We start from the raw sequence: 22,894 nt of genomic DNA, 5'->3' as shown, positions 1-22,894 counted from the left end.
GCGTGCTAACACAGGATTAGTAATCAGACCTCAGCACGCGAGATTCCTCGCTGCACTCGGAATGACGTGCTAGCAGCAACCGATCAACCCACATCAATCAGCACATCAACCCATGGCAATACTTTCCAAAGACGAAGCGCAGGCCATCCTCAAGAAGGTCCTTGGCTTCAGCACCGCCGACGAGTGCGCGGGCCAGCTTAACGGCCGCACCACCGGCAATATCCGCTACGCCCGCAACAACGTGAGCACCGCTGGCTCATCCGACAACGTAAGTCTGGCCGTGGAAGCACGATTTGGCAAACGCTCGGGGGTGGCTACCTGCAACCAGTTTGACGATGCCACGTTGCGCCGCTGCGTGCAGCGGGCCGAAGAAATTGCCCGGCTCGCGCCCGAAGACCCCGAGTACATGCCCATGCTCGGGCCGCAGCAATTCCTGACGCCCACCACCTACGCCGCCGCTACCGCCGGCATCACCGCCGACTACCGCGCCCAAGTGGCCGCCGACAGCATTGCGCTCTGCGAGCCGCGCAAGCTCACGGCCGCCGGCTACCTCGAAGACGGCCCCAGCTTCGTGGCCATCCGCAACAACAAAGGGCTGGAAGGCTACCAGCAATTCACGCAGGTGGATTTCTCGGTAACGGTGCGCACCGCCGACGGCACCGGCTCGGGCTATGCCGTGGCCGATTACACCGACGTAGCCAAGTTCAACGCCAAGAGTCTCACCAGCCTAGCCGCCGCCAAAGCCGCTGGCTCGGTGGGCGCCAAGGCCATTGAGCCCGGCAAGTACACCGTCATTCTGGAGCCCGCCGCGCTGGTGTCCGACGAGGGTATTCTGAACCGGCTGATGTACGCCCTCGATGCCCGGGAGGCCGACGAGGGCCGCAGTTTCCTGAGCAAGAAAGGCGGCGGCAACAAGCTCGGTGAGAAGCTCTTCGACTCGCGCGTGAGCATCTACTCCGACCCGCTCAACGCCACCGCCCCCGGCCGCGTGTTCGACGGCGACGGACTGCCCGTAAAGCGCATGAACTGGGTGGAAAAAGGCGTGATGAAGAACCTGTACTACTCGCGCTATTGGGCCGAGAAAAGCAAGAAACCCGCCACGGCTTTCCCCAGCGGCTGGATTATGGAAGGCGGCACCCAAAGCGTGGAAGACCTCATCAAAGGCACCGCTAAGGGCATCCTAGTCACGCGGCTGTGGTACATCCGCGACGTGGACCCGCAAACCCTGCTAGTTACCGGCCTCACCCGCGACGGCACGTTCTATATCGAAAACGGCAAAATCAAGCATCCTATCAAAAACATGCGCTTCAACGAAAGCCCCATCATCATGCTCAACAACATTGAGGCGATGGGCAAACCAGTACGCCTCGGCGGCAACATGGTACCCCCGCTAAAAATCCGGGACTTCACGTTCACCAGCTTGTCTGACGCGGTATAGGCCACTAGCAAAGAAATAGTAATTTGCAGCCTGTGTTCATTCTGCCTGAGTGAATGCAGGCTGTTCTTGTTGTATTATTTAACATTATCAATTTCTATGAAGCACTTTCTATTCAGTGTACTACTGCTAAGCACGGGCGTAGCCAGCCAGGCGCAGCAGACGCCGGCCAGCAGCCCTACCGATTCCACCGAAACCAGCCGCCGCAGCGACTACGCCCCTGGTGAGGTGGTAACGCCGGAAGGCAAGGTGGTGCAGGCCTACTTTCCGCACAGCATCAACGGGTTCGAGAAGACCATTTCTTACTACAACACCCACCCCGAGGTGCGCCCCTTCCCGAAACCGCACTACATCAGCGTCGATAAGATAAATAACATGACGGTGCGAGGCCAGTATTCGGAAACGCTGGAAATGAACGGCAAGAGCCTGCACCTGCTGGCGGCCCGCCTGGTGGATGGGCCGGTGGAACTGTTCAACTTTGCCGAGGCCAAATCGGTGCCAGTCCCGATTCCCATACCAGGGGCCATGCTGGTGCCGATGGCAGGTATTCCGTACACCAAAAACCACTGGTACCTGCGCCGCGCTGGCGTAGTGACGGAAGTGAAGCGCGGCAAGTTCGAGGAGCAGATCAGCGAGTACCTAAAGGCCCAGCCCGAACTAGCTGCCAAGGTGAAAAACAAAGACAAATACTACCATTACCAGGACATGGTGCTCATCATATCCGAGTACAACAAGCTAACCAACAGCCCTGCTGGCGGCAGCACGAACTAGGCTTTGTAAACCAGCAAACGAAAAGAACTGTCATGCAGAGGCGGCGAAGCATCTCGCTAGTGCAGTAACCTGCTACATCAGCCCGCGAGATGCTTCGGCGGCGCCTCTGCATGAAAGTTCGGTTTTTATCAGAAAGACTCAGTATCCGTACACCTTAGTTAGTTTAGAAAAATCTATCACGCACAAAAAAGCCTGTTTCGTGCATTGGAACAGGCTTTTTTATGTGTTGGCGGCAGTGTTATTTTCCGAACTTAATCCCCACGGAAGCCTGTACCACGCGGTTTTTCAGGCGGGGGTCGTTAGCGCCGTTCAGGTCGGCTACGTCGTTGATGTTGTTGAGGCCGGCGGTGTACCGGACGCCCAGAATCAGACTACCTAGCTCTAAGCCAGCGCCGGCGGCTAGCGCAAAGTCGCCTTTCTTGTAGTTGTTGTCGGCGCCGCGGTTTACGGGGCCGTAGCCGTCGGCAGCGCTGATGCGGAGGGTACCATTTTCACGAGCCCCCAGCAGCACACCGAATTGCGGACCGCCTTCCACGTATACCGGTCCCACTTTCACGTGGGCCAGCACCGGGATATTGAGGTAGTGCAGTTTGGTATCGTAGTTGGACACGGCCGATTTAAACTCCGAACCCTGCAACGAATACAGCACTTCGGGTTGGATGGACAGCGGCCCCAGCACGGGCAGCCGCACAAACGCCCCCACGTGGTAGGTGGTCTTGTAGTCGGTGTCCATGTTGATGTTCTGGCCGTCGAGTACGGCTTGGTTGATGCCGGCTTTGATGCCGAATTGGGCCTGGGCCTGGCTGATACCCGCCAGCAGCAGCACAGAAAGCAGGGGAAGTAAGCGAGTCAGTTTCATAGTAGGAAAAGCAGATTGGTTTGACGTTAGCGGGTAAACGAAAATTTCGTGCCACTCGCATACTTTCCCTACCAACATCTTTTTGGCAGGAGCTTACTCCACCGCCGTGCCACAATTTTCCTGGTAATCCGCTGCTGAAAAGTCACCTTGCCGAGGCCACTTGCGTCTATATTGGAGTTGTTTCGGCAATGGCTGCCTCTTACCTTACTCCGCTACTCGTTACTCAGTTACTCTTTCGTGCCAGTTCCTTTCACTTTCGTGCGCCTGCAATACCGCTCCGGCGACTGGGATGGCGTAGACGAGCGGATGCCCACCAACCTGCTCCATTCGCTTATTCAGTACACCAAAATTCCAGTCAATCAGAAAGAGAAAGTGGTGGCTCTCGATTCGCCGGAGCTATTCCGGCACCCATTCTGCTACCTCTCGGGGCATAGGCTGGTGCAGTTCTCGGCGCAGGAAAAGGCGAATTTCACGCAGTACGTGCGCAACGGCGGCTTCGTGTTCGTCGACGACTGCAACCACGACATCGATGGGCTATTCGCCCGCTCCTTCGAGGAGCAAATGCGGCAGTGCTTCGGGACGGGGGCGCTGAAGAAGCTACCGAAAACGCACGCCATCTACTCGCAGTTTTTCAAGTTCCCCGACGGTCCGCCGCCCACCTCGTTCGAGCTCAACGGCTGGGGCGACGACCTAGTGCACGACTACCTGAAAGGCATCGAATTCAACGGCCGCCTGGGCGTGCTCTACTCCAACAAAGACTACGGCTGCGAGTGGGACTACGACTTCCGCAATAAGCGCTTTCTAGCCGAAGACAACACGAAGTTCGGTGTCAATATCTTGCTCTATGCCCTCACGGCCTAGCGCTCTGCTAGAAGCGGTAGCCGAGGCTGAGGCGGCCATCGAACACCACTTTTTCTCTTTCGTAGTACGTCCGGCTGTCTCGGTAATAAAGGTTTGAAGCCGCCTCGTCGGCTGACTGCTGGTCGAGCCGGCTCCAACTCATGACCCCACCCGACGCATCGAGCAGCAACCGGCTGCCCAGCGGCACCTGCGCACCGAGTAGCACACCAGCCCCTCCTAACTTGCGTCGCTCCGGGCTGATGCTATAGTAGTGCAACTGCCGCACGGCGCGGTAGCTCAGGGTAGGCGCTGCGTAGAAACCGTTCAGGCCCGTTTTGCGCCCCTGATAAAAATAGTAGCGGCCTTGTAGCGCCAGCCCAGCCATTCGCTCATCTGGCTGCCCACCATTTAGCAGCACTTCGGCGTTGCCACTCAGCCGGGGTGCCAGTTGTCGCTCATAGCCAACCAGCAGCGGCAGCAGAAACTGCGGATTGGAGTTGAGGATGTTATAGGCCATGTTTCGGGCGAATATGCCGCCTACATCAAGGCGCACCGCATTGCGGAACTCGGAGTGGGCCGTTTGCACCAAGCCAGGAATGGTTTGGGCGTGGGCCTGGCTTTGGCACAGGCCAGCGAAGGGTAGCAGAACAGCCAAATACTTGGCGCGGGAGAAGCAGGTGCGTATCATGCTTCGAAGTAGGTTTTTACTACGCGGGAAGACAAACCATTCAGCAAGTCAATCAGACTTCTGCCCTAGCAAGTAAATTCATCCTAAAGACCTGAATCAGCCCTGAATTCACTGTCTGGCAACTAGCATTTCTGACTTTACGGCAACTGGTTTACAGACCATAAAGGCTGTTGCGGGAACTGCACTTTCCGTACTGATTTGCAGTAGCTTTAGCCGCCATCAAAGTTGGTTTGCAGAAAACCATCCAGCGGACAACCGACAAAACCAGAAGCTATTACCTATGCAACTACAAGAGGCATTTCGCACAATCAAAGAGTTCTGGCGCGAGCCGGCCTGGCCTTTTGAGCAGGGTACCAATCCGCAGGAAATAGCCAGAATCAGTCAGGAATTCAACTACGAGTTGCCCCCAAACTTGCGTGAGTATCTGGCAGTGGCTCCGGCGCAGAATTTCCTGTTTAATATGGTGGGCAACCCAATGGAAATATATGGCCTGCCGAAGCTGCAACACCGACAGGACGGCTACAATTTCAACTCTGTTACCAACCAGGAAATACCCGACTGGCCAGCGCATTGGTTTATGTTGGCTGATGAAGGCGCCGACCCGGTTATTATCGATTTACAGGCCCCGGAGACTGGCGTACGCAAGCTCTACCACGGAGCCGGCGACTGGGAAGAAGGAGAGAATATTGCCGATTCTATTGGGCAGTTTCTGCTTTGCAGCGCTGCCTTACACCACGCGTTAACCTACTTCACCAACGACCCTATTATTGACGATGCCAGCGGCTTCAACTTGGCACCGGAACCAGCTGCCTGGCTGTTTCCCCGCATCCAGCAATGGGCCCCAACTTACTACGCGGCCTGGTGCTCGACCTTTGATAACAGCTAATCAAAGCCCCGACTGATATAAGGCTAGGCAATAGCGGCAATTCTTTCCAGCACTGCCTTTCTACCTTAGCCCGCCCCTACTGTTCTGGCTATGCTATTTCGTCTGCTTTACCTACGTGTGCTAGTGGTGTGTTTGGTGCTCAGCGCCTGTGGCGAGCCCAAATCGGCGGCGCCGCCCAGCTACCTCACCACCATCCCCGACCCCAAAACGCTGGGCGAGAGCTACGTCAGCGACCCTGACCACGTGCTCAGCCCGGCTACCGTCGGTGCCCTCAACGACACGCTACAAGCCCTCGACCAAGCGGGGCGGGCCCACATCGACGTGGTGCTGACCAATAGCATTGGCGAGGAAGTACCGAAAACGGCGGCCCACGCGCTATTCAACCGCTGGAAAATCGGCGACCCGGCCAAAGACAACGGCCTACTCATTCTGCTGGTTCTCGACCAGCGCCGCATCGAGTTTGAAACCGGCTACGGGCTGGAAGCTGACCTGCCCGACGCGCTTTGCTACCGGATTCAGCAGCGCTACATGCTGCCCGCTGCCCGCGCCGGCAACTACGACCAGGCTGTGGAGCAAGGCGTGGCGGCCGCCATCCGGCAGCTTACTACCGGCTCCATGGAAGCCAAACGACTCAGTACCAGCGCCCAACTCGATTCGATGATGGAAGCCGTCACGCATCCGGAAATGCAGGAGCATCTACTGGAAACCGCGCCGGAAATAACTCAACCCTATGCTCCCGCAGAAACCGACACCAGCACGTTATGGTCGATTGGCATTGGGCTGGCGGGTTTGCTGGCGCTGCCGTTGTACTTAGCGCTGTGGTTTTTCACTACCGCTACCAGCAGCGTGTTCCGGTGGGTGCTGGCCCTTGCCCTGCTTCTGCCGGTATTGCTTTTCGTGCTGGCTTTTTCGGCTGATGGGAACGTGAGCTTTTGGTTTGTGGCGGGCGTGGCGTACCTGGGGCCGATGCTGTATCTGCACGGTTACTTGGCGGTAATCAACTTTCTGAACCGCACCCGGTATGCCCCCAAGGGCCGCCACGCCCAGTACACCTACCTGCACCCGCTACACTACCAGCTCGAGTTCAGCGCCTATGTGTTTCCGGTACTGCTGGCCGCCTACTGGCCCTGGCACCGCCGCCGCATGGCGCACCTGCGCGACACGCCCTATCCCTGCCCCGACTGCGCCGTACCCATGTACCGGCTTCCGGAGCAAGCCGACGATGAGCAATTGGAACTGGGCCAGGTGGCCGAAGAAATGATTGAGTCGGTGGATTACGACGTGTGGCAGTGCCCGCAGTGTTCCCAGAAGCTGGTACTGGGCTACCGTAACCTAGCCTCCGATGCCGAGCCCTGCTCTAAGTGCCAACACCGCACCTACCGCCAGAAGCGCCGCCGCGTGATGAAGGCCGCCACTACCTCTGCATCGGGTTGGGGTTTGCTATATTTTCAGTGCGAGTTTTGTGACCACAAGCACGAAGAGCGGTTTACTATTGCCCAGATTTCCACTTCTTCTGGCAGCTCTTCCGGGGGGAGTTCATCGTCTGGCAGCTCCTCTTCTTCTAGCAGCAGTTCGTCCAGTAGCGGGGGCTCGTCGGGGGGTGGGGGTGCAGGCAGCAGTTGGTAAGTGGGGTGGCACGGCTTCTTCGGGAAAGAGCTGAACTTTAGCCCCGGCTTCGCTGTACTACTCTATACTATATTTGAAATGCTTAGCTTTAGGGTGAAAGCATACAGACCAAACAACCACACAACCTATGGGGAAATCCCAAGCAAGCTTCGGTAAAAAGGAAAACGAGAAAAAGCGCCAGAAAAAGAAGCAGGAGAAAGAGGAGCGCAAGGAAGAGCGCCAGGCTGCCGCTAAAAGCGGGCAGAGCCTCGACGAGATGCTTGCTTATGTAGACGAGAATGGCAACATCTCTGCTACGCCTCCGGATCCTACTAAGAAGAAGGAAATCAACGTGGAGGACGTGCGCATTGGCGCAATCCGCCAGGAAGACCAAGAGCCCGTTGAAACGGTGCGCAAAGGCAGCGTTACGTTCTTCAATGATTCCAAGGGCTACGGCTTCATCAAAGACGCCCAAACCCAGGAAAGCATCTTCGTGCACGCCAACAGCCTAGGCGGCATCACTATCAAGGAGAACGACAAAGTAACCTTCGAGGTGGAAATGGGTCCGAAAGGCCCTAGCGCCTTCGCAGTGAAAAAGGCTACGGAGTAGTTTCCTGCTCACCGAATCATAAAAAAGCGGCGGCAGCTCTCAGGAGCTGTCGCCGCTTTGCGTTGTTACCGTCTATGGTTGGCTATGAGCGAGACCCGAACTGGTAGCTTACTGAAGCTTGGAGCACTTGACTGCGCAATTCGCCGTCGTAGCCGGGGTGGCTGCGTTGCGCTGAGGTAAGGGAAAGTAGCCCGGTGCTGGCCCGTATGCCTATAGCTAGCCCAGCCGGCAACTGCACGCCCAAGCCCGCTACCACGCCCACATCGAAGCGGCGGTATTGGTCGGTGGCCGGCCGGTCAAATGCTCGGCTGTAGGAGCCACTAAAGGAGCCAATCGTTTCGGTACCTTTCTCGTGGGCTGCCACCAGCAAGCTAGCCTGCGGACCTAGCTCGGCATAGAAACGGCCGACATGCCCGCGCATTAGTACCGGCAAATGCAAATAGCTGGTTTGCAACTTGTACATAGCTGCATAGCCACCATCAGCTACAGAATAGTCTTCGATATCCAAGTTTGTACTTTGGCGGCTGAACTGTAGCTCGGGGACTACGGCTAGATGCTCACTCAGCTTTTGCTCATAAAATACGCCGACCTGATAGCCGGTGCGTGCCTTGGCACTGCCCTCTTGGCCCGTCCGGACGGCCTTGGTGGTAAGCGTAGTGGTATTCAGACCAGCCCGTATGCCGAATTGCGCCTGGGCTCCGCTGGCCGCTAGCAGCAAGCTTCCTAAAGTAAGTAGTACGGAACGCATGATAGAAGAGTGAGGTGGAAACGTATAGCTACCGGAGCCTATATAGCCACCCGATAGTTGCATCTGCTATTCTTAAATATGAGGTACACCCGCGCTCTGCCGGTCAGTTCACCTCAGAGCAGCAGTACATCCACCCGGTGAGCATGTACCATTTCCAGCTTCGTTGACCACGCAAACACCGTGAAGTACCCGTCCTGCGACGCTACCAGAGCTAGAGAGTCGCGCTGGTCGTGCACGAATTGGGCGGCGGCCAGGTGGCGGGTACCGCCATTCTGGGCCGGATGCAGGTAGCGTGGCACGCTGTCCACTACGGGCTCGGTGAGCACCATCTTATCCACGGGCGTGCTGGATTCGGCACGGGATACCTTCGCTCCAAAGGCCAACATATGGTAGTCGTTGGTGATGACGGTGGCTCCATCAACAGCCGTGAAACCACCTACAATGCCAATGGCACGCCGAATGTCTTCCTGCCATTTCCAGCGAGCCTGCTCCTGCTGGCCTTCGGCAATGCCGATGTAAGCGGGCAACACCGGATAGGTTATGGGCTGCACAATGGATTCCTGCCACCGCGTAGAGCCAGGCGGCACTACCAGCACCAACCCGCCCCGCCCGTGGGCACGCATCACCGCCGACAGTTCCACCAGCACGTTGTCGGTTTGGCCGGTGGCCGAGGGCAGTTCCCGGCCCGGCAGGAACCGTTGCAGCGCCGGGCAGTCGTCGGCCAACATATTCTCGGCGTCCACCAACTGTAGTTGGTCGCCGCGCAGAATGGCTACGTTCACAAACTTGCCAAACCCATCGGCGCGGCGGTGCTTCACTACCAGCAAGCCCGGCTCAATTACTTCCAGCACAAAGCACAGCGGCGGAATACCGGTGGCCGTACCCCACACGTACAGCCCCTCGTCGTCGTACCACACCCCCAAGTGAATACCGGGCTGCTCGACGGCCGGAGCCAGTTTCAGTAGGTTGTATGGAATGAGGCGGCGCTTGCTGAATACCACTGGCTGCGTGGCTTGGTGAGGCTCAAGTAGCGCCAGCGAAATGCGGGGTGGGTGGCCTTCTTCCCGGCGCAGGCTGGCCCAGAACGCAGCATCAATAATGGCTTCTACTAGACTAGCGGAAGGAGGTGCCGCCAACCGGTCGGCATCGGAGGGGGACGCGGCCACGCGGTGGCGCGCAAAGTGCGTTTCAACCATGGGGGCCACCACACGGGCAGCCAGATAGGTGGGTTCGGAGAGCATAGCTGCCAAGTACGGGGGTTTTCAGGCAAGAGATACTACACCCAGCAACGGTGGCTCCCGGAAAAGTGATCCGACGGCTGCAACTCACTCAGTAGCAGGCTTGCAGCCGGAATTTATATAACAAACCCTATATTACACGGCGGATTCTCCGGCGAGCTGTGTAGCGGCCGGCTGGGGCCCGCGGGCCCCGCCCAACCTTTCATGCGGCCACGGGCTGGAGTTGGCTCTGCCCGTAGCCATACCAGTTGCAACCCTTCCACGCCGTACTGCCATGTCGGACCAGGAAACAATTCAGGAACTACGCACCCAGTTGTCGGCGCTGTCCGCCAAAAATAGCCCGTGGGTACACGTCAAGGACGTAGCCACTATCCTCACGCCCATTATTCTGCTGGTGGGCGGCTTTTTCGTGCAGCGCTCCATGGCCGCCGACAGCGCGGCACTGACCACCTCACTCAACCACCAGAAGGAAAACCTGGACATCGAGCTGGAGAAAATCAGGGATTCGCGGCAGGAATCGGCTCAGAAGATCGAGCAAAGCAAGCTGCTCACCACCCTGATGCAGTCCATGCTGAGCCAGAAGCCCTCGGAGCGGCAACTGGCCATCAATATTGCGCTGCATGCCTGCGGCGAGTCGGGGCGGCAGGTGGTGGAAGCCATCAGCCTCGACGACAAATATGCCTATAACCAGCTCACCGTGAAGCGCAAAGGACTGGTGGCCCAACTAGTAGCCCCGGATGCCCGCAAGCGCTGGGAAGCGGCACATGAGTTGGGCACCACCTGGAGCAGCGACCCGGAGCTACTCAACGACCTGCTGCTTTTTGCGCGCGACAACACTCGTACGCCGCTGGCCCTGTACAACACGCTGGTGGTCTTCGCCGATTTACCCGCCACATCCTACATCGGCAAGGAAAGCCTAGCCCGGGAGCTGCTGGCCCTAGTGAAAGCTACCGGCCCTCGTGGCGCGAAAACCGACGTGCTGGTTGAGACCATCCAAGCCAAAATAGCGTCATCCGCGGCTCGGTAACGCGGGGCAGGCCATAGTTGAGAGCTGTTTTAGTTACCTGCTACTCTCGGTCAAGGTTGGCGCGCTTGTTCAGGGCGGCCAGCCGCACGGTTTCGCTGATGCGGCGGGCGCGGGTTTCGGGCTGTTTGGCGGCCAGCACCCAGGTCAGAATCATTTTGCGGGCCGAGGGCGAGAAGGCTGCGAAGTACTGGGCTGCCGGAGCATTTGCGGCCAGGGCAGCGGCTAAGTCGTCGGGCACGAGGCCGGCTTCGGCGGCATCGAGGCTTTCCCAGGCGCCATTCTGCTTGGCTCGGGCAATGGCGGCCAAACCAGCGGGCATAAGCTGGCCGGCTGCTTCCAAGCGCTCCAGCCGCTCTTTGTTCACGCGGCTCCAGCCGCTGCGGGGCTTGCGGGGCGTAAACAGCAGCTGGGTCCGGTCGGCGTCGAGCTTGCGCGGGTGCGAGTCAATCCAGCCGAAGCACAAGGCTTCTTCCACGGCCTCGGCGTACGTGAGGCTGGGCTGGCCGCTGCTCTTTTTGCAATATACCAGCCACACACCAGGGCCACTGGCGTGGTGCTCTTGAAGCCACTGCCGCCACGCGGCACGGCTGGCGGGCTGGGTTTGGGCGTAGGAATCGGTACGGGGCATATAGCGGGGCATGTTGGGTGAGGCGACACAGGCGGCCAGCGCGGCATGGCAGCCTGCCCGGCATGCGGCCGGCATCCGGTTAGCTGCCAAAGTAACCGCTCTATCCTGAAAAAGCCACGGCGGGCAACTGTTACTTGGCCGCTTCAGGACAGAGACCGGGCGGCGCTTTTCTGGTTTCTGGCTGCCAAATGCTGGTATCGGCGTTGGGCGAGTTGTGGCCTGACCACCCTGGCTGGCGTTTATCCGTAAGCGCTACCGTACCCTCCAGCTGCCTGTATGGATTCCACTCAGTTGTTCAACCGCCACGCCTACTTCATCCGGGAGCATATTGGCTTCCTGAAGCTCAAGGACACCTTCGACGTCCTCGACGCTGAAACCAAGGAGCACCTGGGCTACGCCACCGAGGAAAATCCGGCCTGGCTGAACTGGACGCGCCTGCTGCTGCAAAAGCACCGCATGCCCACTACCGTAGTGGTGCGCCGCCTCTCCGACAATGCCGCCGTGCTGCGCCTGAAACGGGGCTGGCGCTTCCTCCGCTCGCGCGTGGAGGTGCTCGACGAACATAATGAATTGCTTGGCTATTTCGAAAGCAAGATTTTGACCTTAGGCGGGGGCTTCCACGTCTACAACGCCCACGGTGCGCGGATAGCCGACATCAAAGGCAACTGGATTGGCTGGGACTTCCGCTTTCTGGACGCGGCCGGCCAAGAGCTAGGGCTGGTGACTAAAAAGTGGGCCGGCGCGGGCCGGGAGCTGTTCACCACCGCCGACAACTACCTCATTTCCCTCTCCGACCGGGGTACTGCTCAGCCCGCCACCGCCGCCCTGCTGCTGGCCGCCGGCCTAGCCATTGATACGCTCTACAAGGAAACCCGCAGCCAAGCCACCGGTACCCTTACCCAAGACTTCACCTATACCCCCGCCTAGGCCGTATGGCCAGGCAAATGCCCAGCGCGTCGTGCGGTACTGGTTGAAGTATTTCTGCCGCTTCAGTTAACTAAAATCGTTCGGCAGAGATGCTTTACCAAGCTCCACACGACGGCCTTTGTCTTATCCCCCTCTTTTTCCTCTCCAAACCGTGAAAATTCTCCTGGCTTGCCTGCTTAGTGTGCTGCCCTTACTGGGTCTGGCTCAGGCCACCCCGCCTAAAAACCAGCTCAGTACCCACATCCTCGACATCAGCACCGGCCAGCCGGCCCCTGGCGTAACGGTGAGCCTGCACCGCTACAACACCGCCCAAAAAACTTGGACCACCGTGGCCGAGAAGAAGACCGACGCCGCTGGCCGCATCCCCGATTTTCTACCTTCAAGCAGTGCCACCGGTGCGCCCGGCACCTACAAGCTCACCTTCGTGACTCAGCCCTACTTCGAAAGCAAGAAGCAACAGTCGTTCTATCCCTTCATTGAGATAGTATTCGAGATTAAGGATGGCGCGCACTACCACGTGCCCATCACTCTGTCGCCCTACGGCTACTCCACTTACCGCGGCAGCTGAAGCCACCTTGTTGCATACTGAACGCAAACGCGGCTGTATCTCCTGAGAGGTACAGCCGCGTTTGCGTTTATGCCTTTCACCTCAAGAACTACATGTGGATGGCCCGGTTCTCCGTAGCGGCGAAGTGGTGTGTGGTTGGATAACACAACAGGCGCGTATAGGCTCATTGATTGTTTGTATCTAGCCATTCAATTCCTATTCCTCTACAATGGGAACACTAAAACCTGCGCTGCCTACTCCCCTGCTATGACTGCTTCTACTATCGAAATTCCTCGCAGTACTCGCAAAACGGGTCTTTTTGCGGGGCTGATGTACCTGTCGGCCTGCGGCTGCCTCTACATAGCCTATGATGCAGCGCACATCGTGCTCAATGGTGTGTATAATCCGCCGCTGGTGCGAGGCATTGGAATAGCTGGAGCGGTGCTACTGGCGCTGCTAGGTTTTTTATTTACGAAGCAGCTGCTCAGCAAAAGTCCTGGTTTGGTATTAAATGCGGAAGGTTTTATCGATAACACTTCAGGAGCAGCAACAGGACTAGTAGCCTGGGAAGATATTGTTGGGCTGCGAGAGATTAAAATCGGGTTTTCCCGCTTCATTGCAGTGATGCTCCGCGACCCAGCCAAGTATATCGGCCGGCCAACCAAAAGTGCTACCCGGCAACTGTTTGAAAATTATCAGAAGCAATATGGCTCACCCGTATTGCTTTCAACCACCATGCTCCAGTGCACGCCCGATGAGCTGAAGGCTATGCTTGTTGCCCGGCTCACCACGCAATAGCCGTTGGCTTTGCTGTGCATTACCTATAAAAACAGACGCGGCGCTAACTCCTGGGAGTTAGCGCCGCGTTTGCGTTTAGCCTTTCAGCTCAAGATTTACATGTGGATGGCCCGGTTCTCGGTAGCCGCCAAACACGCTTCCTTTATGGCTTCGGCGTAGGTGGGGTAGGCATGGCGCATGTGGGCTACGTTCTCGGCCGATGGGTTGGAGTGTTTCGAGTTCGGTGCTGGCTTCTATATTAGATGGTCTTTACCCACGTTATCCGCCCATCCATTATTCAACTGCTATGGCGGTTACGCTTGAACTAATTACCTGGCTTTTCAATGGCCGCAGCTATAAGGTGCTACAGGGTCACTATGGATTCCGGCAAGGCACCGACCACGCCGGTCGGCCCAGTACTACAGTAAGGCCCCAGGTCGTGACGCTTACGCTTGACGCCTCCGACGAAGATGCCCGCCTGAGCAGCTATATGCTCAACCCCTACCAGCGGGCGGGCAGCCAATTAGAGCAACGTCGCCCCGACGGGTCCGTGCTGCATCGGCTGCACATTCAGGCCGCGCACTGCGTGGGGTTGCATAGCCAGTTCGCCCCAGGCGACCCGGCCGGCTGGCCTGGCGAGACCATTACTTTGCGCCTGACAGCGGCGGCCTTAACCCTAGATGGCATGACCATCGAATCGCACAGCGTGCTACCCTGGGATGCATCGGAAGAAGTGCGCCGCCGGGCCCGCATCCTCGGCGACGAAAGCAACGTGGCGGCCGCCCGCGCCGTGGCTGCACCTAAAGAGTTGCCTACCGTGCAGGCGCCTGCTGCCGTAGTACCACCCAACTTAAGCAGCAACTCCGAAAAGGGAGTCTATGGCGAGCATATTTCCGACACGTACATGCGGGCGCAAGGGCATACCAAGCTCAATGATGGCGGCTTGGTGACCCCGCCCCCTCCCGGCGGCACGGCGCGCGGCAACGGCATCGACGGGGTGTGGAAGCACGGCAACCCGCCACCCGACTACATCATCACGGAAGCCAAGTATGGCAAGAGCCGCCTGGGTATGACCCTGGATGGCCGCCAGATGAGTGACACGTGGATACTGGGAAGCGGACGGCTGGGAAAAGCAACCAACAAGAGGGAAGCTGCTGCTATTAGGCGTGCCTTCTTCTCCGGGCGTGTGGAAAAACGACTCCATAAAGTGGACTCAACGGGTCGACTTGAAGAAACTATTTTGCTCTAACATCTTGCCATCATGCAAAAAAGAGAACCGCTACTTACCGAATCTTTCTTTGATGAAACTATCGAAGTAAATCAGGAGGAAATATCCTTTTACGAAACTGCTCTGCTTCATCCCGAAGAAGACATGAAAATTGAGTTAGGTTACTTTATCCTGCATGGATTACATTATGAAAACATCTCACTAAAGTACTCGCGGGGCTACCCCGTCGAAGAGGTGAAACAAGAGTTGTTGGCCGTTATTGAGACCTTGGAACACTACAAGCAGCATCCGCAGGCCGAGGAATTCTTCTTCAACGGCGAGCAAGATGAGTATATGCAAGCGGTAGCGTTATTATCTATCGCGCTGCTGCTACACGTAGAGGTGGATGTATTCCGCCGCTTGGCTGACGCCATTGGGGTCACAGGACAAGACTACGTGCTGGAATGGCTGGTCAGTCGCCGCCTGCCCGAGCGCCGGCCTACCACCACCAAACTACTCTTCCCTAAAACCTACGCCCGCCTGCGCGACGCCCTGCAGGCTCCACCCGACCTCCAACCGCAACTGCTGCGCAGCTTTCTGGCCGGCTGGTACGAGAGCCTCGACACGGTTTGGTATAACATCCACGCTCACCGCACCGATGCCGCCGGCTTCACCGGCTACTGGTGCTGGGAAGCCGCCGCCGCCGCTTACAGCCTGGGCCTGAATGACACCGAACTACAACCTATGCGCTACTACCCCAAAGACCTGGCCGACTACGCTTTCGGCCGCAAGCCATTCCCGACTCCCTAACATAAAACACACGAGCCCGCTCTGCGAACAGAACGGGCTCGTGTGTTTTACCGTAAGTGCGGAATTACATGTGAATCGCGCGGTTCTCTGTAGCTGCTAAGCAGGCTTCCTTCATGGCTTCGGCGTAGGTGGGGTGCGCGTGGCTCATGCGGGCGACGTCCTCGGCGGAGGCGCGGAACTCCATGGCCGTTACGGCTTCGGCAATGAGGTCGGCGATGCGCGGGCCAATCATGTGTACCCCCAGGATTTCGTCGGTTTCTTTGTCGGCCAGCACTTTCACGAAGCCGTCGAGGTCCATGGAGGCGCGGGCGCGGCCCGAGGCGCGGAACGGGAACGAGCCGGTTTTGTAGGCCTTGCCCTGCTCCTTCAGCTGTTCTTCGGTGTAGCCTACGCCGGCCACTTCCGGCCAGGTGTACACCACGCCGGGGATGAGCAGGTAGTTGACGTGCGGCTTCTGGCCCGCTATGGTTTCAGCCACGAACACGCCTTCTTCCTCGGCCTTGTGGGCCAGCATGGCGCCGCGCACCACGTCGCCGATGGCGTAGATGCCGGGCACGTTGGTTTGCAGGTGCTCGTCGACCTTGATGCGGCCGCGCTCTTCCATAGCCACGCCGGCCGCTTCCAGGTTCAGGCCGGCGGTGTAGGGTGCACGGCCCACGGCTACCAGGCAGTAGTCGCCTTCAAACTTCACTTCCTCGCCTTTCGGGTTGGTAGCAGTCACGGTCACGGCGTCGCCCTCGCGGGTAGCGCCAGTTACTTTGTGGCTCAGAAAAAAATCGATGCCGATTTTGCCCAGGATGCGCTTCAGCTCCTTGCCGAGGCCGCGGTCCATGGTCGGAATCAAGGAATCCAGGAACTCCACCACTGACACTTTCGCGCCGAGGCGGGCGTACACAGACGCCATTTCTAACCCGATTACGCCGCCGCCAATCACAATCATGTGCTTGGGCACTTCCCGGATGTTCAGGGCCTCAGTGCTGGTGATGATGCGCTCCTTGTCCTGGGCAATGAACGGCAACACCGTGGGCTTGGAGCCGGTGGCAATGATGACGTTCTTGGTTTCAATCTGCTGGGCCTCGCCGCCCGCCGTGGGCGCGATGCTGATGTGGTTCTTATCCACGAACGAACCGACGCCGTGGATGACGTCGATTTTGTTTTTCTTCATCAGGAACTGAATCCCGTCGGTATTGGCCTTCACAACGCCGTTTTTGCGGTCGATGAGCTGGTTCATGTTGATCTGCAAGTCGCTCAGCTCAATGCCGTGCTCCTTGAAGGTGTGGCCGGCATTGTGGAAGTGCTCCGTCGAGTCGAGCAGGGCCTTGCTGGGGATACAGCCCACATTGAGGCAGGTGCCGCCTAGGGTGTCGTACTTCTCGATGAGGGCGGTTTTGAGGCCCAACTGGGAGCAGCGGATGGCCGCCACATAGCCGCCGGGCCCGGAGCCGATGACGGTAACGTCGTATTGGTTCATGCTAAGGTGAATTCGGTGAGAATCAACTAGGGGCGAAGGTACGCACGGTGAAATTGTGAAATGGTGAAATTGTGAACTGATGTTTGGAAGCACCTCGTCATGCAGAAGCGGCGCCGAAGCGTTTCGCGTGCTGACGTTACGAAACCACCTCAACGATTCGAGCGAGATGCTTCGGCGCCGTCTCTGCATGACGGATGAGGAGAATAGAAGAACCTCCACTCCTGCTTTACTTCCTACTCTACCAGCACCCCGATGTAGTAGTTCTGGGTATCTACCTCTAGGTTTTCCTTGGTGAGGCCCGGTAAGGTAACGGGCTGCATGGTGGTAGTAACAGGCACCATGATGTACTCGCCGCCTTTCGTGCGCAGCCGAACTGGCAGATCGAACCCCGTTACATCTGTAATCCAGTGAGCTAGCACCTTGTCCTTCTCGAAGCGTACTTCGAGCGTGGCCAGGGTGGTGTGGCGTAGATACTGGTCGAAAATGGGCGTGAGGTTGTGGCCAATTTGTTGGCTGAGGTAGCCCACAATCTGCTCAGTGGTGACGGTTTGGTGGTAGAACGTTTTATTGAGGCCGCGCAGAATTTCGCGCCACTTGGTATCGTCGGGGACGTAGGCGGTGCGAACCATATTGAGCAGGTTGCTGCCCTTGTCGTACATGTCGCCGGAGCCCTCCTGGTTTACGCCGTACTGCCCGATGATGGGGCCGGTGTTGCGGATGTTGCGCCGCTGCCCGTGGATGTATTCTTGGGCTGCCTGCTTACCAAATTGGCTTTCTACGAACAGTGCCTCGGAGTAGCAAGTGAAGCTTTCGTGCACCCACATATCGGCAATGTCCTTGCTGGTGATGTTGTTGCCGAACCACTCGTGGCCGCTTTCGTGGATGATAATAAAGTCCCACTTGCTGCCCCAGCCGGTGTTGGAACGGTCCTGGCCGAGGTAGCCGTTCTGGTATTTGTTGCCGTAGGCCACGGCGCTCTGGTGCTCCATACCCAGGTGCGGGGCGTCTACTAGCTTGTAGCCGTCCTTGTAGAACGGGTAGGGGCCAAACCAGCTTTCTAGGCTCTTGAGCATGGGCGGTACGTTGGCGGCGAAATGCGTTTTGGCTTTGGCCAAGTTTTCGGGCAACACCCAATAGTCAACGGAAAGTGGGCCCGCCTCACCGGCGTAGGTACCGCCGCTAAAATGCTGGTAGTCGCCCACGTTCAGGGCCACGTCGTAGTTGTTGATGGGGTTACTCACAAACCAGTCGAAGCGGGTGTAGCCGCCTTTCAGCTTAGTGGTTTTGCGCAGCCGCCCATTCGACACGTCTTTCAGCCCCTTCGGCACCGCAATACTGATGAGCATGCTGTCTACCTCGTCGGCCTGGTGGTCTTTGGTGGGCCACCAGATGCTGGCGCCCACGCCCTGGCAGGCCGACGCCACCCACGGCTTGCCTTGCGCATCGTTGGTAAACACTAGGCCGCCGTCCCAGGGCGCGTGCTTGGCTACCGTGGGCTGGCCGGAGTAAAACACCGTGAAAGACGCGCGCCCCCCCTGCCGGATAGGCTGCGGAAACGTGACGAATACCGCGTTGGCTTCCCGCGTAAACGACACCGGCTTCCCCTGATACTCCACCTTGTCCACGTTCAGGTTGGCAAACAAATCAAATTGCAGCCGGGTGAAATCCTGAGTGGCCGTGAAGGCAAAGAGGTTGGAGCCGCTGAGGGTTTTCCGGTCGATGTCCAGCTTAACATCTAGGTGGTAGTAGTTGATGTCGTAGCAGGTGCGCAACGGCGTGAGGCCGCCCCGCAACGAGTCGGCGCGGGTGAAGCCTGGCTTGGGCTGCATCAACTGAGCCGGGGCTACGTGGCTGCAGAAACAAAAAACTAGGGCAAGCAGCAGGAAGAGGCGCGTCATAAACGAAAAGGCAAAGCGAAGCCCAAAGATGAGACGAAGCATAGACTCTGCCATACCATCAACGTTGCGCTTCAACTAATTTACCGGCTACACTTCTGGTTGCGCCAAGCAACGCGGTGGCGGCGCAAGCCTTTGTTAGTGCGCCTACCGCATCGAAAAACCAAGCCTTGGAAACCAGAAAAGCTCTTTCCCCACTTGGGAAAGAGCTTTTCACTTGGAATACCACGCCGGTGCAGCTACCCTTCAAGCTGGCCTATCTGCTCGCGCAGTACGGCGCGGGCAATACCCAGGTTGGTGCTTTGGGTGGCTACTACCAGATAAATAAAGCGGGAGCCGTCGGGAGTAAGTTGCAGCAAGTGCAGCTGGTTGGACAGCGTGATAAGGATATCGTTGAGACACTCGCCGGTCAGCTTCAGGGCAGTCATGGCCTTCTGCTTGAGCTTCACTACTTCCGCGTTGAAAGAAGCAGCGGTACCGGGCTCAATGGCGGCCGTAGCGTGAGCAGCCAGGTTGGCACCCGATGCTACATCTACTACGGCTACAGCCAACAATTCCGGCAGCTCGGCCAACACCTGCTGCACCACCTGGGCAGCCAGTGGATCGGGGGCAATAGGTTGGGTTGAGGACGATTTAGACTGACGCGACGCTTTTCTACGATACGATTTCGGTTTCACACAAGCTAGCTCTACTTGAAATACTCAATCCCTACCTACCCTAGAACTGCCACCAGTGGCGCTTCTGCTTAGCCTGTGGCAACAGTGTTATGTTGGTCGTAGTGCTGCCTTTCACGGTCAGTTCCTCGTCTTGGTAGCCACCGTAGCCATACTTGAGGGTGCTGGTACCAGCTGGCACCACCATCGAGTATTCACCTTGTGCGTTGGTTGATACGCCTTTGCCGCTGCCAGGATGCAGCACTGTGGCACCAATGAGAGGAGCACCATCTTCGTTGAGGATACGACCCCGCACGGAAATCATGCGCATAGAGGAGGCAGCCGTGGCGGCTGTAGCAGCTTCAGCAGCTTCTAGTGCGGCAGGCGCGGCAAAAACTTCAGTTGGTACGTTTTCGGTTGGCACCCGCTCGGTCGGCATTTTGGTGCCTGCGAATACCATCGTGCATAGTAAGGCTGTAGCGGCTACAATAGTGGTAGACCGGCGGCGGAAGCGCACGGGCTCGGCCCGAATATACTGCACTTGCTTTTGCACCCAGGTTGGCGCTGCTACCGCCTCAGCGGTGTGCAGTTCCTGCCAGCGGTTGAGGGTGTCGTGTGCCTGGTCGGCATCCCGACCTAGGTATTTTTCCACTGCCTGCGCCGACGACCGGCTCAGGTCGCCGTTCAGGTAAGCATCCCGGTATACTGGCAACAGTTCGCCGGTTTGCGGATCGAAAGGAGAAGCCGTCAATTTCATACGCGTAAGGATTTTGAGTGAGAAGGGAAAAGAAAACTTATGTATGTATTAGCAGAAGAAAGGTGCTGGAATCTACCTCAGTCAGGTAATTCACAGGCGCGAATCACGGAGCGGGCAATGCCCAAGTTGGTGTCGCGGCAATCCACCACGGTATAGAGAAAGCGCTGGCCATCAGCTAGCAGCCACAGCAGATGCAGTTGGTTGCTGAGCGTAATCAGGATTTCAGACAGTTCCTCTTCTATTGGGAGCCCAAGAGCCTGCATGGCACGGCGCTGCTGCCGAACTACTTCGGCATTGAAATCCAACACTTTGCCAACGTTGAAGTCGCGGGCGGTGGTGTAGGTAGCTAGGGCCTGCCCCGACTCTACCTCCACTACTGCAGCGGCTATCAGTTCAGGTAGCCCGGCTAACACCCGCTGCAGCAGTTGCTCAGCGGCGGCAGTGTCAGGTCCTGAACCCGTGGATACTATTTTATTAATGGCCGGTCCCGTGAGGGTTTGCAGGCGCTGAAGAAATGGTATTGGCATGACAGCCTATGATTTACCCAGGTCCCCTGGGCTCCCAACGACAGGCAACTAGCTCCGTTCAGTTCATCCCTCTGAGGTGAACCTTGCCGCACTACTCCCTCGGCCGTGTGGGAGTAAGGCAGGTAGAACGGCATCGGACGCATCCTGCATACACCTTGGAATGGTGAATGCGACCGACTACTAGCTGCTTTATAGCTAATTCACAATCAATATGTTGTCGCGCGTAACCAGCGAAACACCACTAACTAATTTAGTTGAGCTGGCTGGCGTGATTACGCAGCACTTCGCGGGCAATAGCAAGGTTGGTATCCCGCGAATTCACTACCAAATAGATGAACTTGGTGCCATTGTCATTCAGCTTCAACAAGTGAATCTGGTTGGACAGAGTAATGAGAATATCTTGAATAGTTTCACCGGTCAGCTTCAGCGCGGCCATGGCCTTTTGCTTTTGCTTTACCACTTCCGTGTTGTAAGCAGCAGCAGTATCGGGGTTGAGGGAAGGAGAGTTGGAGTGTGATGCCAGGCTCATGCCCGAGTTGGTATCTACAACAGCAATTGCCACTAGGCTTGGCAGATCGGTAATTACATCTTGTACTACTTTGCCTGCAGGGTTGCTCACTGAATAAGCCATGATAAGAAATACTTGTAAAAAAAGATTGGAGTGAAAAACTAATTGATAGCTATTTGTCGTATTTCCTAGAAGCACGGTATCGGTCCACGCGTTGACCAATCAATTAAGCCGTTGGCTTCTGCTAATAATACTTTACGAGGAACCTGACCTACAAGTATCTCTCAGATAATAGCTTATCCTACTATACAAATATCCTCTGCAGAATACGAATACAAAATGATTGTAATCAGCTTACAAAATGATTTCAATCAAACTTTTCCCACCTCCGACAAGCTTGGAATCATTATGAGAGCAGAATAATTAAAATTTCTACTCACTCAATACCAACAAACTAAAAAAAGTGCTTTAGCATGGTGTTTTAGTGTTAGAACGTCCTTCAATTAGCACTTTTTCTATATTAAACTCAGCCACTCATTGCTGATATCTTTTGCAGCTTTTCAAGGTTAAGAACTGTAATGCGGCTTCCTTGAGTAGCTACTAATCCTTCGTCGCGAAAATCGGAAAGAAGGCGGCTGGCAGTTTCCTTTGCCGTACTCATAAGGGCTGCCAAGTCTTCACGTGAGATAGGAATACTGAATGCCTCTTGAGTAGCGGGCTGGAAGAAGTAATATAGCTGCACCAGTGCTTCAGCTAACCGTTCACGCACGGGTTTGTAGGCAATGTGTAGCATATGCTTTTCTGCCTGCCCAAGTGCCGCCGATAATAGGTGCATCAGCGCGTGCGAAAACTGTGAGTTCTGGGCGATTATGCTGAAGAAATCGGAACGCGGCACCATACATACCACGCAATCAGTGAGAGCCACTGCCGATGAGCAGTGGTTGTTAGTAGCTGTTAGGGCTTGAAAGCCTAGCACATCTCCCTCTCTGCGCAACTTCACAATCTGTTCTTTGCCTTCGCTGTTCTGCTTCGAGACTTTTACCTTGCCCTGATTGATACAATAGAGGCCGGCTGGGCTATTGCCTTCTTGATAAATTACCTGACCACGCTGGTACTGCTGCGAAACTTTGCCGCCAGCAATATGCGCCAGTTCGCTAACCTGGCAAGTGCCCAGCAACGAATGCCGAAGGTAGGGGCAGTCTTGGCAGCTAGTTGGTGCCGATGGCATGAGAGGCATAGACGTTAATAATCAATTGAAGTGAACAGCCCAGCTGTAGAAGCGACAAACAACTTATCTTATAATAATACAACAAATTGCTGTCAACGCAGCGCGAGCCAGATCAAGCTGACGCTATTGCAGATACTGAAAGTGCCCACCATTTCATCGACTCACCCTTGCCAGGCAAAAGTACAAATTATTTTATAGAAGCTTGTTCGTGCATAGACTATTTATAATGCATACAACGAATTGCAAGGCATT

Annotated in this window: 24 protein-coding genes; 12 read left to right on the top strand and 12 right to left on the bottom strand. The window is 56.8% G+C overall.

Features of this window, described 5'->3' with window-relative positions:
* Positions 1-112 precede the first annotated feature (112 nt).
* Positions 113-1,438 (top strand): TldD/PmbA family protein, encoded by a 1,326-nt coding sequence (locus G536_RS0119160; protein WP_022825220.1) that lies wholly within the window; start codon positions 113-115, stop codon positions 1,436-1,438.
* 96 nt (positions 1,439-1,534) lie between these two features.
* The gene (locus tag G536_RS0119155) at positions 1,535-2,206 is read left to right on the top strand and encodes a hypothetical protein (RefSeq protein WP_022825219.1); all 672 of its coding nucleotides are present in this window, start codon (positions 1,535-1,537) and stop codon (positions 2,204-2,206) included.
* 238 nt (positions 2,207-2,444) lie between these two features.
* Here the strand turns inward: G536_RS0119155 and G536_RS30960 are convergent, their stop codons facing one another.
* On the bottom strand, positions 2,445-3,065 hold the full coding sequence (locus tag G536_RS30960; RefSeq protein ID WP_022825218.1) for a porin family protein: 621 nt from the start codon (positions 3,063-3,065) through the stop codon (positions 2,445-2,447).
* Positions 3,066-3,302: 237 nt separating this feature from the next.
* Between G536_RS30960 and G536_RS0119145 the strand changes: the two genes are divergently transcribed.
* On the top strand, positions 3,303-3,926 hold the full coding sequence (locus G536_RS0119145; protein ID WP_026880382.1) for a DUF4159 domain-containing protein: 624 nt from the start codon (positions 3,303-3,305) through the stop codon (positions 3,924-3,926).
* 7 nt (positions 3,927-3,933) lie between these two features.
* Here the strand turns inward: G536_RS0119145 and G536_RS0119140 are convergent, their stop codons facing one another.
* A complete protein-coding gene (locus G536_RS0119140; protein ID WP_022825216.1) occupies positions 3,934-4,593 on the bottom strand; it encodes a hypothetical protein in 660 nt (219 codons plus the stop codon).
* Positions 4,594-4,873: 280 nt separating this feature from the next.
* Between G536_RS0119140 and G536_RS30955 the strand changes: the two genes are divergently transcribed.
* The 3 genes from G536_RS30955 (at position 4,874) to G536_RS0119125 (ending at position 7,694) form a co-directional block, all read left to right on the top strand.
* A complete protein-coding gene (locus tag G536_RS30955; RefSeq protein ID WP_022825215.1) occupies positions 4,874-5,479 on the top strand; it encodes an SMI1/KNR4 family protein in 606 nt (201 codons plus the stop codon).
* 90 nt (positions 5,480-5,569) lie between these two features.
* A complete protein-coding gene (locus G536_RS32615; protein ID WP_022825214.1) occupies positions 5,570-7,105 on the top strand; it encodes a TPM domain-containing protein in 1,536 nt (511 codons plus the stop codon).
* Positions 7,106-7,232: 127 nt separating this feature from the next.
* A complete protein-coding gene (locus G536_RS0119125) occupies positions 7,233-7,694 on the top strand; it encodes a cold-shock protein (protein ID WP_022825213.1) in 462 nt (153 codons plus the stop codon).
* An 82-nt stretch (positions 7,695-7,776) separates the two neighbouring features.
* Here the strand turns inward: G536_RS0119125 and G536_RS0119120 are convergent, their stop codons facing one another.
* Together G536_RS0119120 and G536_RS0119115 are read right to left on the bottom strand one after the other, a co-directional pair.
* Complete coding sequence (locus G536_RS0119120; protein ID WP_071837771.1) at positions 7,777-8,442, bottom strand: porin family protein; 666 nt, start codon at positions 8,440-8,442, stop codon at positions 7,777-7,779.
* A 113-nt stretch (positions 8,443-8,555) separates the two neighbouring features.
* Positions 8,556-9,683 (bottom strand): putative sensor domain DACNV-containing protein, encoded by a 1,128-nt coding sequence (locus G536_RS0119115; protein WP_022825211.1) that lies wholly within the window; start codon positions 9,681-9,683, stop codon positions 8,556-8,558.
* 271 nt (positions 9,684-9,954) lie between these two features.
* Here G536_RS0119115 and G536_RS0119110 point away from each other — a divergent pair, with 271 nt between their 5' ends.
* Positions 9,955-10,707, top strand: a complete 753-nt coding sequence (locus G536_RS0119110; RefSeq protein WP_022825210.1) for a hypothetical protein — start codon at positions 9,955-9,957, stop codon at positions 10,705-10,707.
* A gap of 40 nt (positions 10,708-10,747) precedes the next feature.
* Here G536_RS0119110 and G536_RS0119105 read toward each other — a convergent pair whose 3' ends face one another.
* A complete protein-coding gene (locus G536_RS0119105; RefSeq protein ID WP_026880381.1) occupies positions 10,748-11,335 on the bottom strand; it encodes a YdeI/OmpD-associated family protein in 588 nt (195 codons plus the stop codon).
* Positions 11,336-11,611: 276 nt separating this feature from the next.
* Here G536_RS0119105 and G536_RS28880 point away from each other — a divergent pair, with 276 nt between their 5' ends.
* The 5 genes from G536_RS28880 to G536_RS0119075 all read left to right on the top strand — a co-directional run bounded on the left by G536_RS28880 (position 11,612) and on the right by G536_RS0119075 (position 15,603).
* Positions 11,612-12,262, top strand: coding sequence for a phospholipid scramblase-related protein (locus G536_RS28880; protein ID WP_022825208.1), 651 nt, complete (start codon positions 11,612-11,614; stop codon positions 12,260-12,262).
* Positions 12,263-12,413: 151 nt separating this feature from the next.
* Positions 12,414-12,830, top strand: a complete 417-nt coding sequence (gene uraH, locus G536_RS0119095; RefSeq protein WP_026880380.1) for a hydroxyisourate hydrolase — start codon at positions 12,414-12,416, stop codon at positions 12,828-12,830.
* Positions 12,831-13,076: 246 nt separating this feature from the next.
* Complete coding sequence (locus G536_RS0119090; RefSeq protein WP_022825206.1) at positions 13,077-13,607, top strand: STM3941 family protein; 531 nt, start codon at positions 13,077-13,079, stop codon at positions 13,605-13,607.
* 286 nt (positions 13,608-13,893) lie between these two features.
* The gene (tssD, locus tag G536_RS30945; RefSeq protein ID WP_022825205.1) at positions 13,894-14,835 is read left to right on the top strand and encodes a type VI secretion system tube protein TssD; all 942 of its coding nucleotides are present in this window, start codon (positions 13,894-13,896) and stop codon (positions 14,833-14,835) included.
* Between the two features lie 12 nt (positions 14,836-14,847).
* Positions 14,848-15,603 carry a PoNe immunity protein domain-containing protein gene (locus G536_RS0119075; protein ID WP_022825204.1) on the top strand — a complete coding sequence of 252 codons (756 nt, stop codon included), beginning with the start codon at positions 14,848-14,850 and terminating at the stop codon, positions 15,601-15,603.
* 64 nt (positions 15,604-15,667) lie between these two features.
* Here G536_RS0119075 and lpdA read toward each other — a convergent pair whose 3' ends face one another.
* The 7 genes from lpdA to G536_RS28870 all read right to left on the bottom strand — a co-directional run bounded on the left by lpdA (position 15,668) and on the right by G536_RS28870 (position 22,591).
* Positions 15,668-17,074, bottom strand: coding sequence for a dihydrolipoyl dehydrogenase (lpdA, locus tag G536_RS0119070; RefSeq protein WP_022825203.1), 1,407 nt, complete (start codon positions 17,072-17,074; stop codon positions 15,668-15,670).
* 233 nt (positions 17,075-17,307) lie between these two features.
* Positions 17,308-19,014, bottom strand: coding sequence for a M1 family metallopeptidase (locus tag G536_RS0119065; RefSeq protein ID WP_245575860.1), 1,707 nt, complete (start codon positions 19,012-19,014; stop codon positions 17,308-17,310).
* Between the two features lie 194 nt (positions 19,015-19,208).
* Positions 19,209-19,646, bottom strand: coding sequence for a hypothetical protein (locus G536_RS0119060; protein ID WP_022825201.1), 438 nt, complete (start codon positions 19,644-19,646; stop codon positions 19,209-19,211).
* Between the two features lie 40 nt (positions 19,647-19,686).
* Positions 19,687-20,379 carry a carboxypeptidase-like regulatory domain-containing protein gene (locus G536_RS0119055; protein WP_022825200.1) on the bottom strand — a complete coding sequence of 231 codons (693 nt, stop codon included), beginning with the start codon at positions 20,377-20,379 and terminating at the stop codon, positions 19,687-19,689.
* Positions 20,380-20,456: 77 nt separating this feature from the next.
* On the bottom strand, positions 20,457-20,906 hold the full coding sequence (locus G536_RS0119050; protein WP_022825199.1) for a hypothetical protein: 450 nt from the start codon (positions 20,904-20,906) through the stop codon (positions 20,457-20,459).
* 250 nt (positions 20,907-21,156) lie between these two features.
* The gene (locus G536_RS0119045; protein WP_245575858.1) at positions 21,157-21,468 is read right to left on the bottom strand and encodes a hypothetical protein; all 312 of its coding nucleotides are present in this window, start codon (positions 21,466-21,468) and stop codon (positions 21,157-21,159) included.
* A gap of 472 nt (positions 21,469-21,940) precedes the next feature.
* A complete protein-coding gene (locus G536_RS28870; protein WP_022825197.1) occupies positions 21,941-22,591 on the bottom strand; it encodes a Crp/Fnr family transcriptional regulator in 651 nt (216 codons plus the stop codon).
* Positions 22,592-22,894 lie beyond the last annotated feature (303 nt).

It is taken from the genome of Hymenobacter norwichensis DSM 15439, from assembly GCF_000420705.1.
GTDB lineage: Bacteria > Bacteroidota > Bacteroidia > Cytophagales > Hymenobacteraceae > Hymenobacter > Hymenobacter norwichensis.
This window is presented reverse-complemented; position numbering and strand designations above follow the sequence as displayed.